The organism is Aliivibrio sifiae (genome assembly GCF_002954705.1).
Classification (GTDB): domain Bacteria; phylum Pseudomonadota; class Gammaproteobacteria; order Enterobacterales; family Vibrionaceae; genus Aliivibrio; species Aliivibrio sifiae_A.
Genome location: NZ_MSCO01000001.1, coordinates 2,246,944 through 2,262,964, shown reverse-complemented (window position 1 = coordinate 2,262,964; position 16,021 = coordinate 2,246,944). Strand labels below are relative to the sequence as shown.

Sequence of the window (16,021 nt, the reverse complement as noted above, 5' to 3'; positions counted from 1 at the left end):
AAATTTCAACACAGTTATCGAGCATTTTAACCAGTTAGGATGAACAGTGATTTACTACGATTGGTATAATGAATAAGAATCATGTGTGAGTAATTAGCCAGATAGTCTCTTTTAAAAAAGACTATATGTACAGACACAAAAAAGCCCAACCTCTTTCGAAGCTGGGCTTTTCCAAACGTTTGGTGGGCTGGGGTCATCTGATTTTATGTTGTATCATTTTGTTTTATAAATGATAAGTCGTATTGATTTTATTTTTGGAATACGTTATGGAATACATCAGGCGTTTTTGTTACCTTATTTGTGATTATCGATATCTAATTGTAGGTGTTATAAGGTCTAATTCATCTTAGAATCTATTGCTGGATCTATATACAGGAAATATGACTCTGGCTCAAACATTGAAATACCAATGTTAATTAATTCATCATTGGCTGTTAGAATTTGAATATCATTTGTTTTCACTTTTTCACTTTTCTTCATTATATCTCGTACTACTTTATCTACTTCAGTTAACGCTGGGTGCTTAGAGTTCGTTATTGAAAGAGTATTAGATAAATCACAGGAAGTCAGTCCTATTGTACTTAGAGACCATGGAACTAAAGCGAGGATATGATAATCTGTAAGTGTAATGGAAATACTTCCTATGGAGAATGCACCATATGATTCTATTTCTGTGGAAACATCAATGGTATTGAAATATGAAGTCATTAATTGCTTGAAATGATTATTCATTGTGCTTAACGGTTTAAGCCATTTATCCCCTTTACTTTTATGAACAAGAGATTCGATATTTTCCCATTCATTTGCAATGTTGCATATTTGAACATCTGTTTGTAGATAGAACTTTAATAACTCATTGTAAATATTAGTGGCATGAGTAATTATTATTGCTTTAACCGATTCTGGTGCGTTGATGTTTTTTAACTCATCAATAATATTGCATTTATTTTTTGTTTCTTGCGATTTATTTACCCATTCAGTATGCCATTTTTTTGCATGTAATGCCTCTTCTTCAGATACGTCAATTTCATTTTTTTTAATCCAGCTTGATAATACTGTGTGAGATTTAGGGTCTATTTTATTATATTTGATTGTTTTATGTATTCTATTTATAGCATCAATTACAGTGTTAGCATTAGACTCAGTAAATGTCTTTGTTACGAGTTCTAATTTTAATGGAGCATCTATATTATGTTGCTCTTGAGGTATGATAAGGCCAGATAGCATAGACTCTAACTTCTCAAACCTAGCGTTAGTGTCATTGTTAAGAGCCTCTATCTTTGCAATTATCTGGCTTTCTACTTGTGCCTTATCTTCGATTTGTTCTGCTTGATGATTATTAGAAATAGACTCTATTTCTACAGGTGATTTAACACTTCTTTTTGGCACTTCTGCTCGTGCTTTCTTTCTCATTTCTTGTGTTATTTCTTTTCTGAGTTCTTTCTCTAATTCCTGTCTTATATCTTGATGTTCACCATATTCATTGTAAATTAAATCAAGAATTGTATCTTTGATTGTGGCTTTTTTACCTTCAAGTTCTTTAAGATCTTTTAGAGAGATTAACTTATCATACTCGTCACTTGTTAGTTCTATGTTAATCTGTTTGTGATTTTCACGTTGTTTAAGTTTCTTCCTCCAAGCAGACATTACATTTTTTCTGATCTTCTTATCGTGTTCAGTGCCACCTTGAAGTTTCTCAAAAAACAGCTCAAACAGTTCTTGTGATTTTGCTTCTCTAGTTCCTTTTATGTTAGGTATTGAAATATCAGATTTTAGCTTTCGAGTACTGTCTAGGAAGTACTCTGTTAACCATGCTCTATCACCTTTATCGTTCCAATCAAAGTCAGTTAGCGTGTTGTTCATTGTTGTATATCCCTTTTTAAAAAACTTATTTAAGGTATTATACAAGCCTTTGATATTAACTAGTATCTATTAAAACTAGTATTTTATTATTAATGATTAACAGGGTGTATATATGGATTTTAATCCTAGTTTAGTTAGGTATGTATTATCTAATATAGAGGGGCTTGGTCCTGAAGGGCGTTTTTTATTGCTGTGCTTGCTCTATGAGTATAGCGTGGAAAGTAAAGAAATAGAAATTTCAGTAGAACAGCTTGTTAGTAAGTATGGCGTGACAAAGACTGTTTGTTCGGAAGTCTCGAAATTTTTGTCGTTACCTAAAAATAAATTAGCACAAATAAGACGGTCAAAAGTACGGTATTGTGAGTTTGATTCTGTCTCGTTAAGTAAGCTTAGTTCTGATTTTGATAACGGACAGTATGGCAATGTTCATCGTTTTACAGTTGTTGATTTGTTAACAAAGAAGTCTAAGTTAGGCCGTGTTAAAAATGAATGTGACTTGAGTGTGTCAAATTTATTGCTCTTAATTATTTTATTGATCCACTCTGATAGTTCAGGATCCGTTGAGAGGTTGAGTAAAGCCAAAATTAGAAAAATGATGGGTGGAATATCTTCTGACCGTTTAAAATCTCAGTTGAAAAAATTAAGTGAAATGGAGTATGTTTTCATTAGTCAAAGTGGAGGGACTGGACGGAAACTTTTTGGTAAAACACCTAATAATTATCTTTTAAATCTTGGGGAAATTAAAACTGAAAAATACCATCTAGATAAGAAAGAGAAAGCTTCGAGTGCTTCTCTTTTTGCCCCATCAGTTTTAGAACAATTGGAAATTTTTATTCGGGATATCCAGTATGTTAGGCATATTGATGGAAAAACAAAAGATAAGGATTTGAATGCTCTATTTGCATTATTTGGTGATGATGTAAATGCTTCGATGGGGATCACTAATTTAATTATTAATAAATGTGAAAGTATCATATCTGTACTTTTGAGTGAATGCTGGGATGAAGTGGATAGCTTAGACTTAAAGAAATGTAATTTTCTGAAGAGAGAAAGAATGGAGTTATTACTGACAAGGAGTAGCCTTTTTTCAATGTCTTTTAATCGAGAGTATTTTATTTTCGATGACTCTACATTTACAGGTAAGAAAGGGATAGAAGAAAAAAAGAAAGCAGAAGACAAGTTTAAGGCGGAAGTAATTGTTACCCCTGAATCATTTAAACAATGGTTAGATAATCAAGATGATGATATATCCTTTGAGTCTCAAGCTCATCGATTGGTTGTTTTTTTAATCCAGCAGTCTTTATACATAGCAATAAAAATGAAATGTTTGTTTGTGCATCATTTTACAAAATTTGAGAAGCCTGACAGTATCAATGTAATTTTTAACCGTACAAGGATGAATGGTACTGTTGGTGACAGTTACCATGTAACAGTAACGCTGCTAGTTAAGAATCAATTCAAGGTTTACTTAATCGACTCACAAAAGCTAGTTGCTAATGATATTCGTCATGTTATCAGTGTTAAATCTTATAGTAGGAAAGATATACCTAACGTCAGAGTGATTTGATTTCTGCTATCCAGTGAATGTCTAGGGTGTTTTTGATTAATGCCCTTAACATCCTTTAGGTAACAACATTAGTGTAGTGTTGGATATAATATTATATATGTTCTTTCTTAATACATATCCATTACTCATTTGATTAACGTTACTCCTTATCACCAATAAAAAATAATCTATTCAACTATTCCTTTGAGACTAACTTTGAAGGAATAACAACATGACTAATCAATCATATCTATACTCACTATATAACCAAGGTGAAGACTTAAATCATAATTACTTAACTACCTTGGATAATACAGTTCAGGATATGCTAGACGATTACAGAAGAGTATTTGCATTAAGAGTAGATTTACACTTACCTGATAATGACTTAATTAATCAGTTTAGATTAATGACTCGTTTTATTAGTTCACTTAAGGCACAACTCAAAGCCTATGAATCAAAACGTAGTAAGCTAGGTACTCGTATTTACCCTAATACCCTACGTTATGTATGGGCGAGAGAAACAGGCTCAGAGAACGAACTAGAGCACTACCATTTATTATTACTATTTAATAAAGACGCTTATCACTTATTAGGAAGTTATCGTGTAGTAGGAACATTAGCCAATCGAATACAGCAAGCGTGGTTTAGTGCATTAGGTGAAGCGGTAGCGAGTGAATCAGGATTAGTACACTTCCCTAAGAATGGTAGTTATTACATTGATGGTAAGTCACCTTATTATGAAGACCAGCTAGATAGCTTAATGTATAGAGCTAGTTACTTGTGTAAGAAACAAACCAAAGTCATTTCATCTAGAGTACGGTCATTTGGTGCTAGTCCTCGTATCGTCGTAAAAAGGGCTTTTAGTTAATAATATATTATCTAAATCATTAGGAGGCGTAGCGAGCTTCCTAAGTCCCATATCTCCTTGTTTATGCGTTACTTATCACAAAATAAATCATTACTCATATCACTAATACGGCATGAGACACTAGATGCCCCTACGGATTGTACGTTTCTCTTTTATTGTTATTACGTTAGGTAAACAAAATGAGTGAACAAGCAATGTGGTTCTATGAATCTAAAGGCAAAAGGGAGGGGAGTATATCCACCATTGAGATAATTGAATTGATTACTCAAGGAGTTATCCATCAAGGAACTCAAGTGTGGAAAAAAGGAATGACAGAATGGGTAACACTAGAAAAAAGAGAATTAGCTCAATACTTAGAAGATGTGTCACCACCACTAAGCAGCAATGATGTACCACCACCGTTACAAACCCCTAATTCTAATGAAGAAAGTTTTAGTACTAAGCTTGGGGGTATTTGGCGTTTTATCTATGCGCCTACCTTTGCAGCCATTGCAACGTATCTTGCGTCTTATCTGATTGAAGGCAATAGCTGGCAAGCATTTGGGTTATGGTCAACATCGGGTATGGCTGTAATTTCGTTATTAATCATCCTTGCTGCATGGGCTGAAGACTTATGGCGATTTAAGAAGACAATCAATTACACAGGCTGGTCTTGGTGGTGGCTGTTTGCTCCTTGTTATATTCATGACCGTATGGGTAAGCAATGGAAGTGGACGATAGGGCTAATCGTTTTATCGTTAGTTTGTAACTTAATAGCGTTTGCGGCTATTGCCTTGCATGGTGATGGGTACTTTGATAATAATGACTCATATAGCTACCAGCCACAATCTAATGCTCAAGTTGGTGGGATGGATTTGAATACCATTGAGCTAGAAACGTATTTGAATACCACGAATACCGATGCAACAATGACAGGGTATATTAGTGTTGCCATGCTTGATGATGTTACTTATCGAATTTCTTACTCTAACCTGTGCGGCTCTAATGGATGTGACTACAGCTACCTTAAATCAGCGCAAAATGGTGGCTACTGTTACGTGTTAGGTAGTGGTGATGCACAAGCGATAGCGGCTACACAATGCAGCTCAACGCCATTTCGATTGACATATAACTAAACACAATGGGAAGCCTAATCGCTTCCCATTTTTTATGGCTATCTAAAACGCACAACCAAATTACGTGACGTACAACCAAGAAAAATATCTTTGGTTATTTTACCTAGTCATTCAGTTAAAAGGTGGTTGTATTTTAGATTAACATTTGAGCGTGATTAAAAGAGAGAATAATAACGAATGAAAGTGTGGGATGAGAAATTAGAGAAGTTTGTTGAGCCGGTAGATGAAGCAACACCAAAGTTTGTAAATGCGTATTTTCCGTGGAATGAAGAATTAGCCAAAGCCACTAAAGTTGATGTACCGCATTATGAGCCAGTAAAAGAGAAACAAACTAAAACCGCAGCCTTTGAGTATTCGATTGAAATCACGTGTGCTCAAGATGAGCTGAATACCTATCAGGTGGGTGTATTCTCTTTAGGTAAAACTAAAGAAGAAGCGAATATATCCGCATGGAATAAAACTCAAAATGAGAAAGGTTTTACCCTGTTAACGGCTAGTGTAGATGTTGATGAGTCAAAAACACTCAGTCGAGAGTTCTTTATCTCAAGTGGCAGTGCCATGGTATTTGATGACGTAAAGCCTGTTAAGCAAGGCGTTGCTCATGCTACAGAATCATTCATTCCAGTAAAGCCAGCCGTTCAGGTGGGTGAACGTCTTGGATGGCCTACTGAAGGGTATTTTTATCATTTCATTGATGATGCGTTAGTGCATGAATATAAGTTAATGGGAAATGGTAAGTGGGCATTTCAAGTTACTCAATCTACAGAGCACCATTTAACTGATGAATTGCTATCAGGGCATCAATACAGTTTTATTCTATTGCCTTGGAAAATAAGTAATTCCGTTGTTGCTCGTCAGCACCTACTTTACCTTCCACAGAAAATGACCACACAACAACTTGAAGCGTCAACGGTACAGTGGATTGATGAAAATGGCTGTTTACTTGATATAAATGAGATAGTTGAAACCAAAAAAGAAAAGGCTGTAGAGCGAGAAAAAGAAAGTAACGGTCAAGTGACTTATGTCATTCAGTCAGGGGATACCTTATCTGGTATTGCATATAAGCAAGGATTAACATTACCACAATTGGTCGATTTGAATCCGCAATATCAAGGAAAAGAAGACCATATTCAAGTCGGTGATACATTAGTTTTAGAGGAGGAGGAAGCTGATATTATTTCTTCTGAGCATACCGTTAAGATTAATCCTGAAACAGGTGTGCGTGAAACGTGGGGAGAAATAGCCACTCAATACGGATTAGCTGCGAAAGCATTATTGGATCTAAACTCAATCTATGAGCAAGACCCAAGCACATTAAAAATAGGTGATACGCTATTTATTGGAGATAAGGAGAAGGCGAATGAAACTAAGCAAGCTAGGAAAACTCTTCCTCCTGTTGATGTGACAAAAGAGAAAAAGGTATTTTCGTGGGCTAATTTATGGAGTGAGCCACAATCACCAACGATACATCCAGTGGTAGCCACACTTCATAAGTTGGATTCAATACCCAAGAATACAACAGTCATTAATGTACGAGCTAAAAAGCATGGGATAAACCCTAAGAACATGTATTGGCCTGCGTATGATTTTACTAAAGAGGGTGACGATAGATATTTTGACGAGGTTGAATACACTGATGAGATCACTACCTTAGCAGCATTATCTAAAGCGGAGTTCGATGAGTTTTTTACTAATGCTTCTCATGTTATCGCGGCTAAAGATTTCGTCGTTGGTTTATACCCTACAGTAAAAGATAAACTTAATTTCTTAATCAAGAATACATCAATGACGGGTGTTGTTCGTATCGTTGATGGACAAGAGTCAGTGATTCTAAATCACATAAAAGCGTACTTTCCTATTTTAGAAAAAGGAACGTTGTTTTCAGCATCAAATCCACAAATCATTAAATGGGCATTTGGTTCAACCGCGCTGAAAGGTGCCAGTCGATTCTTAACGCTAAGCGCACCGACTGAAATTATTGTAGGCTCTGCTTTGAATGTGGTTAACTATATAGTTAATGATGAGCTGACGTTAAGAGAGTTAAAAATTGCACAGTGGCAAATTGTTGTTCGATTACTTGCTACCGCTGGTGTTGTTTTTGTAGCTGGTGTGATGTTTCCTACTTGGGTTGCTTCTGCATCAGCTGGGGTTACTTTTACCCTAGCGTCTACAGCTGTTTATTTTATTGATACGCAATTTAACGAGGATACCTTTAGTAAAGGATTAATCGAACATTATTTACCAGAAGAATTATTAAATGATTAAATTATTGTTACACTTATTTCTAATCGTTACTACGTCATACGGGGCAATGTATTTTTTATGGACAGCGTCTTATCATTTGTTTTTTGATGATTCAGCCACATATGTAGTGAGTTTTCGTTATGCGATTCTTGGTATAATTGGTGGGCATATTTGGGTGGGATTAGCTAGCGTTACCGCTTACCAGCACATTTCTCGTTGGTGTAAATATAGAGAATTTAAACATAATAAGTATAAAACGAGCTTAGAAAAAAGAGCTGTATTTATAGCATGTATCATTGGCTTTTTTCCATATTTCATTAATAACTACTATATTGAAAAGTATGACTTAGTTAGATGTGAGAGTGATTTATTTATTGACCGTGATGATTTCTATTTTTCTCGTTATGTGAGTTCAATAGAGGAATGTCCTATCAAGCTAGAAGCAAACAAAAAAAAGAATTAAACCAAAAAAAACAGTGTGTTTTTTGATTCAAATAGTAAAGCTCGTACCTTTTGATACGAGCTTTTTTATTGCCTGAATAGATTTAAGAACCCTTAAAATTCGTTAGTTGAATGTCCACGTCCAATCACCTTGATTACTTTGAACGGTAATTTCACGAACATCACAATTATACGTTAATGCGTAAGCAATGGTACTTTGTCCATAGTTTAGAGAAACAGGGTAACGTGGGCGTGGTTTGTTTTGGATTAGTTGTAAGCGTGTTTGAGCCAGCTTCACATCACAATTACCACGGTTCATTACAATGCCAGTCACCTTTAGATTATTAGCAAGAGCCGTTACCTTAATGTTGTGTTGAGCTGGAAAGGTTTCTACTGAAATATCCATTGGAGCAGACTCAGCCAATGCTTGAGTCGTAAAGGTGCTTGCGATTAATGCCAGTGTGATAAGTGTCTTTTTCATGGTGTTTCTTCCTTAATGGTATTGGTTATATTATTTTTCCAATGCGTTTTCACATTGAAGGTGGATGGATATTCAAAGGTGAACGTTGATACGCTCACGGTATTGATGTGTTCAATCGCTATGACTTGAGTTTCTAATTGCTTATTGATGTATTGCCCTATGACTAATTCAATTTGTGAGTGGTGGTGAATTAACCCTAGCGGCATGACATACAAGGCTGCGGTTTCATGCAGATGTAAGGTAAGCCAGTGATTGTGATAAAGAGCCGTGTTTATTTTTTGAAAGTTCTCCTCATGGGTTTGGTGTGGTAATTGACTGCTTATCTTTTTAAGCCATTGTCTTTCCTTAGTGGTACTCGCTATTGAAGACAGAGAGCGTCGAGCGTCTTCAAATCGGTTTTGTAATGCTTTTAAAAGACTTGCTGGTGTTAGGTGAATGAAATGCTCATTCGCTAACTGAAAGATAAGTGCGTCTCTTGGTGGTATGGCGTGGTGGTGCAATCTGTTTTGATAACCATAAGGTTTGCTGCGGTCATCTTTCTCAATTAAATTAAGTTCTACCAATACGTTGAGATTGCGCTGTATGGTGCGTGTATCACGATGTATGTCCCTTTCGATTAATTGGTTTCTAATCTCTCTGGTGGTGGTCTTAAAGTGATGAGGAACGAGCTGATATATCTCAAACACAACAGACAAGTGCTCTTGAGTACTAAAGCGTGTTTGTTTCGTCATGGGTAAATGCTCAGTGATTACTGATTATCTGAATTAGCAATGAGGGTAATGTCATCAAGGGTGTAGTCACGTCTGAGTAGTTCATCCGTAGCAATTTCTTTGGTTTGTGTCGATGTGCTGGTTTTTATTAATTCAAATAGCTCATGGATGAGTTTGGTTTGGATAGTGTTTCGATTGATGGCTGGCATAGTGATGACTCAAATAATGACTTTCCCTAGAGTGTAAATAGCCATTGGGCATCAAGCGTCCAATGCGGTTTTAATCGATAAAATTAGAAAGGAGGCCGTTTAGCCTCCTCATTGTTTTTATGCGTTTCATTCAGGAATACTCATCTCTCCCAATGGCACGTACTGTGATTTACTGCGAGACGTTCCAAAGGTGATTTTCTCCACGCACCAACCATGATAAAGATAATCCACATCCGTTAAGCCTGAGCCTTGCCCTATGCCGTAGTTATTACGGTGCTCACAGCTTTGCGCTTTGTCGTTTAGAAATACCGTATCAGGGTAATTCAAACAGGCTTTACGCAATTCTGGAAATAATCGTCTGGTATGGGTAGACCACGCTAAAATAATAGTTTGAAGGGTTTTAGTATGATGCTCTCCTGAATACGGCTCACTGCGTTCTTTATCGTATTCGGTGTAAGTAGCTACGATCACGCCTTTCGCCCATTCTGGGATCACTAGAGCCGCTTGAAATACCTTTTCATTGGCTTGGTGGGCTTGCCATCCTTTTTCTTCTTGCTCACGTTTGGCTTGCTCTTTATCTCGCTCTTGTTGCTTGGCAAGTTCAGTGGCTTTGATGGTTTGAATTCGAGCGTCAGTTACAAACTCGATATCAAAGCGATAGGTTCTAATGAGTGTGATTAATTGTTGATGATTAGCATCATTACGTAACCACGGCTTATCCGCATCGAGCTGATATTTTTCATGGTATTCAAGGGTATTAAGGCAGTGGTCAGCAAAGCCTACGTCATTGCCACCACAACCTAAATCCAATCGGCATTGGTGCTCATCCCCATTTTCAAACGTCACCGTTACATTAGTTTTATCGTAACCGCCTAATGGGTTTTGTTTAGCTACGTCTAATGCTTTACGTTCAAAGTCCATAAAGTCATACAACTGGCCTTCATTGAACTCATTGGATTCAGACCAATTGACTAAGGCAGAGAAGGGATTAAGGGTAGGTGTTATTTGTTTATTCATGAGTGAGTTGTCCTGATTTTTAGGCATAAAAAAACCGCAACCAAAAGGCTGCGGCATGATGTGTGTGATATTGAAGTGAAAGGAAGGTGATTAAGATACGTTGATTTCTATTTCGTCATACATCCCCATAGAGGCATAAGCTAGAAAGTTATGCTCCCATAAGCGGTATAGTTCAGCGGCATTCGCATTGTTTTTAATGGATGAATAATCCCCTAAGTAGCTGGCAAACCATTCACCACTAAGAAAATCAAAATCTAATTCTTTAGCTAACTCAGGATAGTGATTGCCTACAAAAGCAAAGTCAGTGATGTAGGCGTATCGCCATGTATTATCGGCTTCTTTGGTTAAAGCAATCTCAACAGGATGAAAGCCACCGTTTTCAGCACTGTAGTTTTTATCTCGAAAGTTGAAGATGACACTGTTTTCTTTCTCTAAACCAGAATGCAATTCAGGGCGTTGATTAAGTGCATCAACAAGGCACTGGTTCAGCTTGCTTGATACTGGTAACAGCGTAGGAATAAGATTTGTAGTGGTAATAATGGTTTGTAATTCAGACACGGTGTGTCCTCCTATGATTGAAATAAGATAATGGATTGGTGAAACAAATTAAGGTTGAATGGGATTAAGTGCGTATCTCGTTAGCTGAGATATCATCGAAATGTTGATTTCTGAGTTGACGACAAAAGGCGAGTGCCCATGAAGTAAATAGGTCGATGACTTGCGGCCTTGCAAGCTCACAGCCTTGAATGTCAGGTTGATAGAACCAACCACGCTTAAAGTTAAAATACAGCTCAGGTGCAACGTTTAGGCTGTGTTCATCGGGATAAGAAAAGCTGGTAATAAACACCAACTTCCAAATATGACGATTATCTTTGTCTCGCTCAAAGCGCATTTCTACAGGGTGTAATCCTTCTCGTCGATGGTAATAGCTGGTGTCTCTAAAGTTCACAGAAAGTCGATTGATGTCAGTACGAAGAGAAAAGCTATCAAGTACGACTTCAAGATGACGATGTAGGTTTTTCGGTAAGGCTAAATCTTTACCGTGAACGATTAATTCTCTTTTCATTAGATAAGCCCTCGCTCTGCAAAAGAGACACAAGGTGAGCCAACCACCACATGGTCAAGTACTCGTATATCTAGCAGATTTAATGCATCCACTAATTTAGAGGTAATGCGTTTGTCGCTCTCTGATGGCTCAGCAATACCTGAAGGGTGGTTGTGCGCAAATATCACCGCAGCGGCATTGGCTTGTAATGCCGCCTTTGCAACTTCACGAGGATATACGCTGGCTGAATCCACCGTCCCATAGAACAGCTCTTGATAACTAATGAGTTGATGTTGGTTATCCAAAAACAGTACTGCAAACACTTCACGCTCTTGGTGGCCTAATTTCATGGATAGGTAGTGTTTGGTGTGCTCAGGGTTAGTGAATGACTGCTCACGCTTGTATTGGTGTTCAAGTAACTCAGCGGCTTTCTCAAAGACTTGTAAGGCCGTCATAGGGGCAGTAGTGACGTAATCGGTTGAATGCATAATGGAACTCCTTGAAAGAATAGATAGGTATATACAAGGAGGTAATATGTGATTGAAATTATTTGGAAACGTGGTGGATAGAGGCAGGAGATATAGGGGAAGCGTACCCAAAATAAAAAAGTATTTTGGAGAGGAATCTTTTGAACTTATAACTCAAAGGATAACCATCATGCGTTTTTTAAAACTAAAAGAAGTCATGACACTTACTGCACTAGGCCGTTCAAGCATTTACAAATTCATGGAAGAGAATCGATTTCCTAAAAGTGTGTCGTTAGGCGATAGAGCCGTAGCATGGGTAGAAAGCGAAGTTGAAGAATGGATGCACGAACGCCTAAGTCAGCGTGATGAGAAACAAGCCTAAGCAACCCTCCCCAAGAACTAATCCACCACACCACATAAAAAAACAATTAAGGCTGGTCTACTACTAAGGCCAGCAAATCCAAATAAGGAATAACCCCATGAGCACAAATACTTACTCAATTTACGTCGATGGCGCAGCACCAAACAATCAAGGTGGTTGCATGAAAGGCGGTATCGGTATTGCGGTATACGATGAAGATAATGAGTTAATCGATTCATACTCAATCACAGTCAATAGAGCAACGGATAATGCAGAGCTAGAACTTATGGCATTAGTCGAAGGGTTAGAATATGCCGCTGATGGTGATGTCATTTATTCGGACAGTGAATTCTGCGTAAAGGGTTACAACGAATGGCTTGATGGTTGGAAAGCAAAGGGATGGCGCAAAGCAAATAAAAAGCCAGTAGCTTATCGTCATTTATGGCAACAAGTAGATGAACTGCGTAGCGAGAAGTATGTAGAGGTGGTTAAGGTGAGAGCGCACAGTGGCATTGAAGGAAATGAAGAAGCGGATTATTTAGCATCAATGGCGGCATGTAGTGATGATGAATAGATAAAAAGCAATACAGATAAACGACACCAATAAAGAACCATGCCTTTATGTGTGTGTCGTTTATTTATTATCGCCATTGCGAAACCCTCGGCAACGTAACAGAAGAACATTAGCTATAAAGGGCTACTTATTGGTAGAATCTCGGCATTATTTAGCAATGAGCATTCATTGCATCGAGTTATCATTAAAGAGCCTTAAATCTCATGACAGAAACCAACGTACAACAACATCAGCAAGAGCTGAAAAAACAGCTTTGGAATATTGCCAATACCTTACGTGGCAATATGTCAGCAGATGATTTTCGTGATTACATTCTCGGTTTAATCTTCTACAAATACCTATCAGACAAACTCAACAAATACGCAGATGAAATATTGTCAGAAGATGGCGTTATTTTTGCGAATGTGAATGCCACCACAGAAGATGGTAAAGAAATCTTAGAAGCCGTAAAAGAAGAAGCGTTAGATAAACTTGGTTATTTCTTTACACCGTCTGAGTTATTCCACGTTATCGCTAAGGCAGGTGAAGACGGTGAGTTTATTCTTGATGATGTTACCCAAGTACTGAACAATATTGAAAATAGCACCATGGGCGCAGACAGTGCCGAAGATTTTAACGGCTTGTTTGATGATTTGGATTTAACTTCAAACAAGTTAGGTAAAACCCCTGATGCACGTAACAAGCTTATCTCTCAAGTACTCAAGCATTTAGACAATATTGATTTCCACTTAGAAAGCAGTGAAATTGATATTCTAGGTGATGCGTATGAATACCTGATTGGTATGTTTGCTAGTGGTGCAGGTAAAAAAGCAGGGGAGTTCTACACTCCTCAAATGGTGTCTAAGTTACTCGCAAAATTAGTCACACTTAATAACGCTAATATTAAATCAGTATATGATCCTACATGTGGCTCAGGCTCATTGCTTTTACGTGTAGCGAAAGAAGCCAACAACGCAGATTTGAAATTTTACGGACAAGAGCAAAACCCAAGTACCTACAACTTAGCTCGTATGAATATGATCATGCACGATGTTCATTACAACCGTTTTGATATTCAAAACGACGATACATTAGAAATGCCATTACACATTGATGAGCGTTTTGATGCGGTTGTTGCCAACCCTCCATTCTCTGCGGATTGGTCAGCAAATCCATTGCATTTAAACAACGTGCGTTTTGCTGATTACGGCAAGTTAGCCCCTAAAGGCAAAGCGGATTTTGCTTTTGTTCAGCACATGATTAATCAATTGGATGACAACGGCACAATGGCGGTGGTATTGCCTCATGGTGTGTTATTTCGAGGGGCAGCAGAAGGGCATATCCGTAAGCATTTAATTGCTGAGAAGAACTACCTAGATATGGTGATTGGTCTACCAGCGAATATCTTCTTTGGTACGTCTATCCCTACCTGTGTATTGGTGCTTAAAAAGAACCGTAAGCAAGATGATAATGTGTTGTTTATTGATGCGAGTAATCACTTTGAGAAAGGCACAAACAATAACGTTATTCGTGAGTCGGATTTAGAACGCATTTTAAATGTAGTGACGAAGCGTGAAAACTTATCAGAAGAAGAGTTAAAGAAATTTGCTCATATTGCAACACAAGCTGAATTAAAAGAGAACGATTATAACCTTAACATTCCTCGTTATGTCGATACCTTTGAAGAAGAGGAACTTGTTGATTTAGCCGCAGTAGCCAAACAGTTAGTTGACAACGATAAAACCATGCTAGAGACAGATAAAACCATAGCTGATTTTTGTGCTGAGTTGGGTATTGACGCACCGTTTGAGGTGAAGGGATGAGTCAGGTATTAACACCTCGCTTACGATTTAATGAGTTTAATAAGTCATTAATGTCATTTTCGTTAATTCAACTAGCTGAAAATAATTTATCCAATGGAGTATTTAATGACGCGAAATTAGTGGGAAGTGGTTATAAGTTAATTAATGTTAAAGATATGTATGTTGGTGACCAAGTTGATATTAAAAATCTAACTCTGTTAAATATTGGAGAGCCTGAATTTAAACGAAATCAGGTTAAATACGGAGATATATTTTTTACCCGTTCTTCAATTGTGCCTAGTGGTATTGCTTACTCAAATGTTAATTTATCAAATGATGATGATATAACGTTTGATGGACACTTAATGAAGATGAGTCCAGACCTAAATTTAGTAGTTCCCTATTATTTGTCAGCTAAATTTAAAACATGGACGTTAAGAAAACGGTTTATTTCAAGAGGTAAGCAAAGCACTATGACTACTATTGGTCAAAGTGATATTTCTGATATTCTTGTTGAAATCCCCTCAATAGAAGAACAACAAAAAATAGCCTCTTTCCTAACGTCAGTTGATAGCAGAATCAGTCAACTAACAGAAAAGCATCGTCTTTTAAAAGAATACAAAAAAGGTGTAATGCAGCAGATATTCAGTCAGCAGCTTCGCTTTAAAGATGAAGATGGGAAAGCGTTTCCTGAATGGGAAGAAAAGCAATTTGCTGATGTATTTAATCGTAAAACGACTAAGAATAAAGATAATAATTTAAACGTATTAACCATTTCAGCCCAGCAAGGTTTAGTTAGCCAACTTGAGTATTTTAATAAGTCAGTTTCAGCAAAAGACGTAACAGGCTATTACTTACTAGAGAGGGGAGATTTTGCTTACAATAAAAGTTATTCAAAAGGTTATCCAATGGGGGCGATTAAACCACTGAATAAATACGATAGTGGTGTGGTATCTACGTTGTATATTTGTTTTCGCCCAAAGGCTAATCATTGCGAGTTCTTTTTTGAGCAATTCTTTAATGGTGGTTTGCTTAATAGCGAGATAGCTAAAATTGCACAAGAAGGTGCTAGAAATCATGGCTTACTTAATGTCAGTGTAAAAGAGTTTTTTGATGATATTAAGATGTCTATACCTTGCCTTAAAGAACAACAAAAAATTGCTCAACTCCTAAAATCTATCGACAAGAAGATAGACGCAGTAGAGCAACAAGTAGAGCAAACCAAGCTATTTAAAAAAGGCTTATTACAGCAGATGTTTGTGTAGGGCTACACAATAAAAGTAACTAAAGGGTGAG

General features: G+C 37.2%; 17 protein-coding genes. 9 read left to right on the top strand and 8 right to left on the bottom strand.

Translation table 11 applies throughout. The features are described from left to right. Window positions 1-336 precede the first annotated feature (336 nt). Window positions 337-1,863 (bottom strand): hypothetical protein, encoded by a 1,527-nt coding sequence (locus BTO22_RS10130; protein WP_105055359.1) that lies wholly within the window; start codon window positions 1,861-1,863, stop codon window positions 337-339. A gap of 112 nt (window positions 1,864-1,975) precedes the next feature. Here BTO22_RS10130 and BTO22_RS10125 point away from each other — a divergent pair, with 112 nt between their 5' ends. The 5 genes from BTO22_RS10125 (at window position 1,976) to BTO22_RS10105 (ending at window position 8,102) form a co-directional block, all read left to right on the top strand. After that, window positions 1,976-3,430, top strand: a complete 1,455-nt coding sequence (locus BTO22_RS10125) for a hypothetical protein (RefSeq protein WP_105055358.1) — start codon at window positions 1,976-1,978, stop codon at window positions 3,428-3,430. Between the two features lie 211 nt (window positions 3,431-3,641). Next, the gene (locus BTO22_RS10120; protein ID WP_105055357.1) at window positions 3,642-4,280 is read left to right on the top strand and encodes an inovirus Gp2 family protein; all 639 of its coding nucleotides are present in this window, start codon (window positions 3,642-3,644) and stop codon (window positions 4,278-4,280) included. Between the two features lie 179 nt (window positions 4,281-4,459). Continuing rightward, entirely contained in the window at window positions 4,460-5,395 is a 936-nt protein-coding gene (locus tag BTO22_RS10115; protein WP_105055356.1) for a DUF4339 domain-containing protein, read from the top strand. 177 nt (window positions 5,396-5,572) lie between these two features. Next, the gene (locus BTO22_RS10110) at window positions 5,573-7,660 is read left to right on the top strand and encodes a LysM peptidoglycan-binding domain-containing protein (protein WP_105055355.1); all 2,088 of its coding nucleotides are present in this window, start codon (window positions 5,573-5,575) and stop codon (window positions 7,658-7,660) included. Next, the gene (locus BTO22_RS10105) at window positions 7,653-8,102 is read left to right on the top strand and encodes a hypothetical protein (RefSeq protein WP_105055354.1); all 450 of its coding nucleotides are present in this window, start codon (window positions 7,653-7,655) and stop codon (window positions 8,100-8,102) included. The genes BTO22_RS10110 and BTO22_RS10105 overlap by 8 nt, the downstream gene beginning before the upstream one ends. Window positions 8,103-8,204: 102 nt before the next feature. On the opposite strand, the gene BTO22_RS10100 is transcribed toward BTO22_RS10105, so the two are convergent. The 7 genes from BTO22_RS10100 to radC form a co-directional block, all read right to left on the bottom strand. Continuing rightward, the gene (locus BTO22_RS10100; protein WP_105055353.1) at window positions 8,205-8,561 is read right to left on the bottom strand and encodes a hypothetical protein; all 357 of its coding nucleotides are present in this window, start codon (window positions 8,559-8,561) and stop codon (window positions 8,205-8,207) included. Continuing rightward, on the bottom strand, window positions 8,558-9,292 hold the full coding sequence (locus BTO22_RS10095) for a hypothetical protein (protein ID WP_105055352.1): 735 nt from the start codon (window positions 9,290-9,292) through the stop codon (window positions 8,558-8,560). The genes BTO22_RS10100 and BTO22_RS10095 overlap by 4 nt, the downstream gene beginning before the upstream one ends. A 17-nt stretch (window positions 9,293-9,309) precedes the next feature. After that, on the bottom strand, window positions 9,310-9,480 hold the full coding sequence (locus tag BTO22_RS19965) for a hypothetical protein (protein WP_181044591.1): 171 nt from the start codon (window positions 9,478-9,480) through the stop codon (window positions 9,310-9,312). 126 nt (window positions 9,481-9,606) lie between these two features. Further along, window positions 9,607-10,497, bottom strand: a complete 891-nt coding sequence (locus BTO22_RS10090) for an LPD25 domain-containing protein (RefSeq protein ID WP_105055351.1) — start codon at window positions 10,495-10,497, stop codon at window positions 9,607-9,609. Between the two features lie 90 nt (window positions 10,498-10,587). Next, window positions 10,588-11,055 (bottom strand): DUF2787 domain-containing protein, encoded by a 468-nt coding sequence (locus BTO22_RS10085; protein ID WP_105055350.1) that lies wholly within the window; start codon window positions 11,053-11,055, stop codon window positions 10,588-10,590. A 64-nt stretch (window positions 11,056-11,119) separates the two neighbouring features. Beyond that, on the bottom strand, window positions 11,120-11,563 hold the full coding sequence (locus BTO22_RS10080) for a DUF2787 domain-containing protein (protein WP_105055349.1): 444 nt from the start codon (window positions 11,561-11,563) through the stop codon (window positions 11,120-11,122). Further along, a complete protein-coding gene (gene radC, locus BTO22_RS10075) occupies window positions 11,563-12,030 on the bottom strand; it encodes a RadC family protein (protein WP_105055348.1) in 468 nt (155 codons plus the stop codon). The genes BTO22_RS10080 and radC overlap by 1 nt, the downstream gene beginning before the upstream one ends. Before the next feature lie 169 nt (window positions 12,031-12,199). On the opposite strand from radC, the gene BTO22_RS10070 reads away from it, so the two are divergent. The 4 genes from BTO22_RS10070 (at window position 12,200) to BTO22_RS10055 (ending at window position 15,990) form a co-directional block, all read left to right on the top strand. Then, the gene (locus tag BTO22_RS10070; protein WP_105055347.1) at window positions 12,200-12,391 is read left to right on the top strand and encodes an AlpA family transcriptional regulator; all 192 of its coding nucleotides are present in this window, start codon (window positions 12,200-12,202) and stop codon (window positions 12,389-12,391) included. A 97-nt stretch (window positions 12,392-12,488) separates the two neighbouring features. Then, the gene (locus tag BTO22_RS10065; RefSeq protein ID WP_105055346.1) at window positions 12,489-12,944 is read left to right on the top strand and encodes a ribonuclease HI; all 456 of its coding nucleotides are present in this window, start codon (window positions 12,489-12,491) and stop codon (window positions 12,942-12,944) included. Between the two features lie 203 nt (window positions 12,945-13,147). Next, window positions 13,148-14,746, top strand: a complete 1,599-nt coding sequence (locus BTO22_RS10060) for a type I restriction-modification system subunit M (protein WP_105055345.1) — start codon at window positions 13,148-13,150, stop codon at window positions 14,744-14,746. Then, a complete protein-coding gene (locus BTO22_RS10055) occupies window positions 14,743-15,990 on the top strand; it encodes a restriction endonuclease subunit S (RefSeq protein ID WP_146107525.1) in 1,248 nt (415 codons plus the stop codon). Before BTO22_RS10060 ends, BTO22_RS10055 begins: the two co-directional genes overlap by 4 nt. Window positions 15,991-16,021: the final 31 nt, after the last annotated feature.

Coding starts and splice junctions, on each gene's coding strand:
- BTO22_RS10110 (WP_105055355.1), top strand. CDS start 5,573: ATGAAAGTGTGGGATGAGAAATTAGAGAAGTTTGTTGAGCCGGTAGAT.
- BTO22_RS10070 (WP_105055347.1), top strand. CDS start 12,200: ATGCGTTTTTTAAAACTAAAAGAAGTCATGACACTTACTGCACTAGGC.
- BTO22_RS10065 (WP_105055346.1), top strand. CDS start 12,489: ATGAGCACAAATACTTACTCAATTTACGTCGATGGCGCAGCACCAAAC.
- BTO22_RS10095 (WP_105055352.1), bottom strand. CDS start 9,292: ATGACGAAACAAACACGCTTTAGTACTCAAGAGCACTTGTCTGTTGTG.
- BTO22_RS10105 (WP_105055354.1), top strand. CDS start 7,653: ATGATTAAATTATTGTTACACTTATTTCTAATCGTTACTACGTCATAC.
- BTO22_RS10060 (WP_105055345.1), top strand. CDS start 13,148: ATGACAGAAACCAACGTACAACAACATCAGCAAGAGCTGAAAAAACAG.
- BTO22_RS10120 (WP_105055357.1), top strand. CDS start 3,642: ATGACTAATCAATCATATCTATACTCACTATATAACCAAGGTGAAGAC.
- BTO22_RS10130 (WP_105055359.1), bottom strand. CDS start 1,863: ATGAACAACACGCTAACTGACTTTGATTGGAACGATAAAGGTGATAGA.
- radC (WP_105055348.1), bottom strand. CDS start 12,030: ATGCATTCAACCGATTACGTCACTACTGCCCCTATGACGGCCTTACAA.
- BTO22_RS10080 (WP_105055349.1), bottom strand. CDS start 11,563: ATGAAAAGAGAATTAATCGTTCACGGTAAAGATTTAGCCTTACCGAAA.
- BTO22_RS10115 (WP_105055356.1), top strand. CDS start 4,460: ATGAGTGAACAAGCAATGTGGTTCTATGAATCTAAAGGCAAAAGGGAG.
- BTO22_RS10055 (WP_146107525.1), top strand. CDS start 14,743: ATGAGTCAGGTATTAACACCTCGCTTACGATTTAATGAGTTTAATAAG.
- BTO22_RS10100 (WP_105055353.1), bottom strand. CDS start 8,561: ATGAAAAAGACACTTATCACACTGGCATTAATCGCAAGCACCTTTACG.
- BTO22_RS19965 (WP_181044591.1), bottom strand. CDS start 9,480: ATGCCAGCCATCAATCGAAACACTATCCAAACCAAACTCATCCATGAG.
- BTO22_RS10125 (WP_105055358.1), top strand. CDS start 1,976: ATGGATTTTAATCCTAGTTTAGTTAGGTATGTATTATCTAATATAGAG.
- BTO22_RS10090 (WP_105055351.1), bottom strand. CDS start 10,497: ATGAATAAACAAATAACACCTACCCTTAATCCCTTCTCTGCCTTAGTC.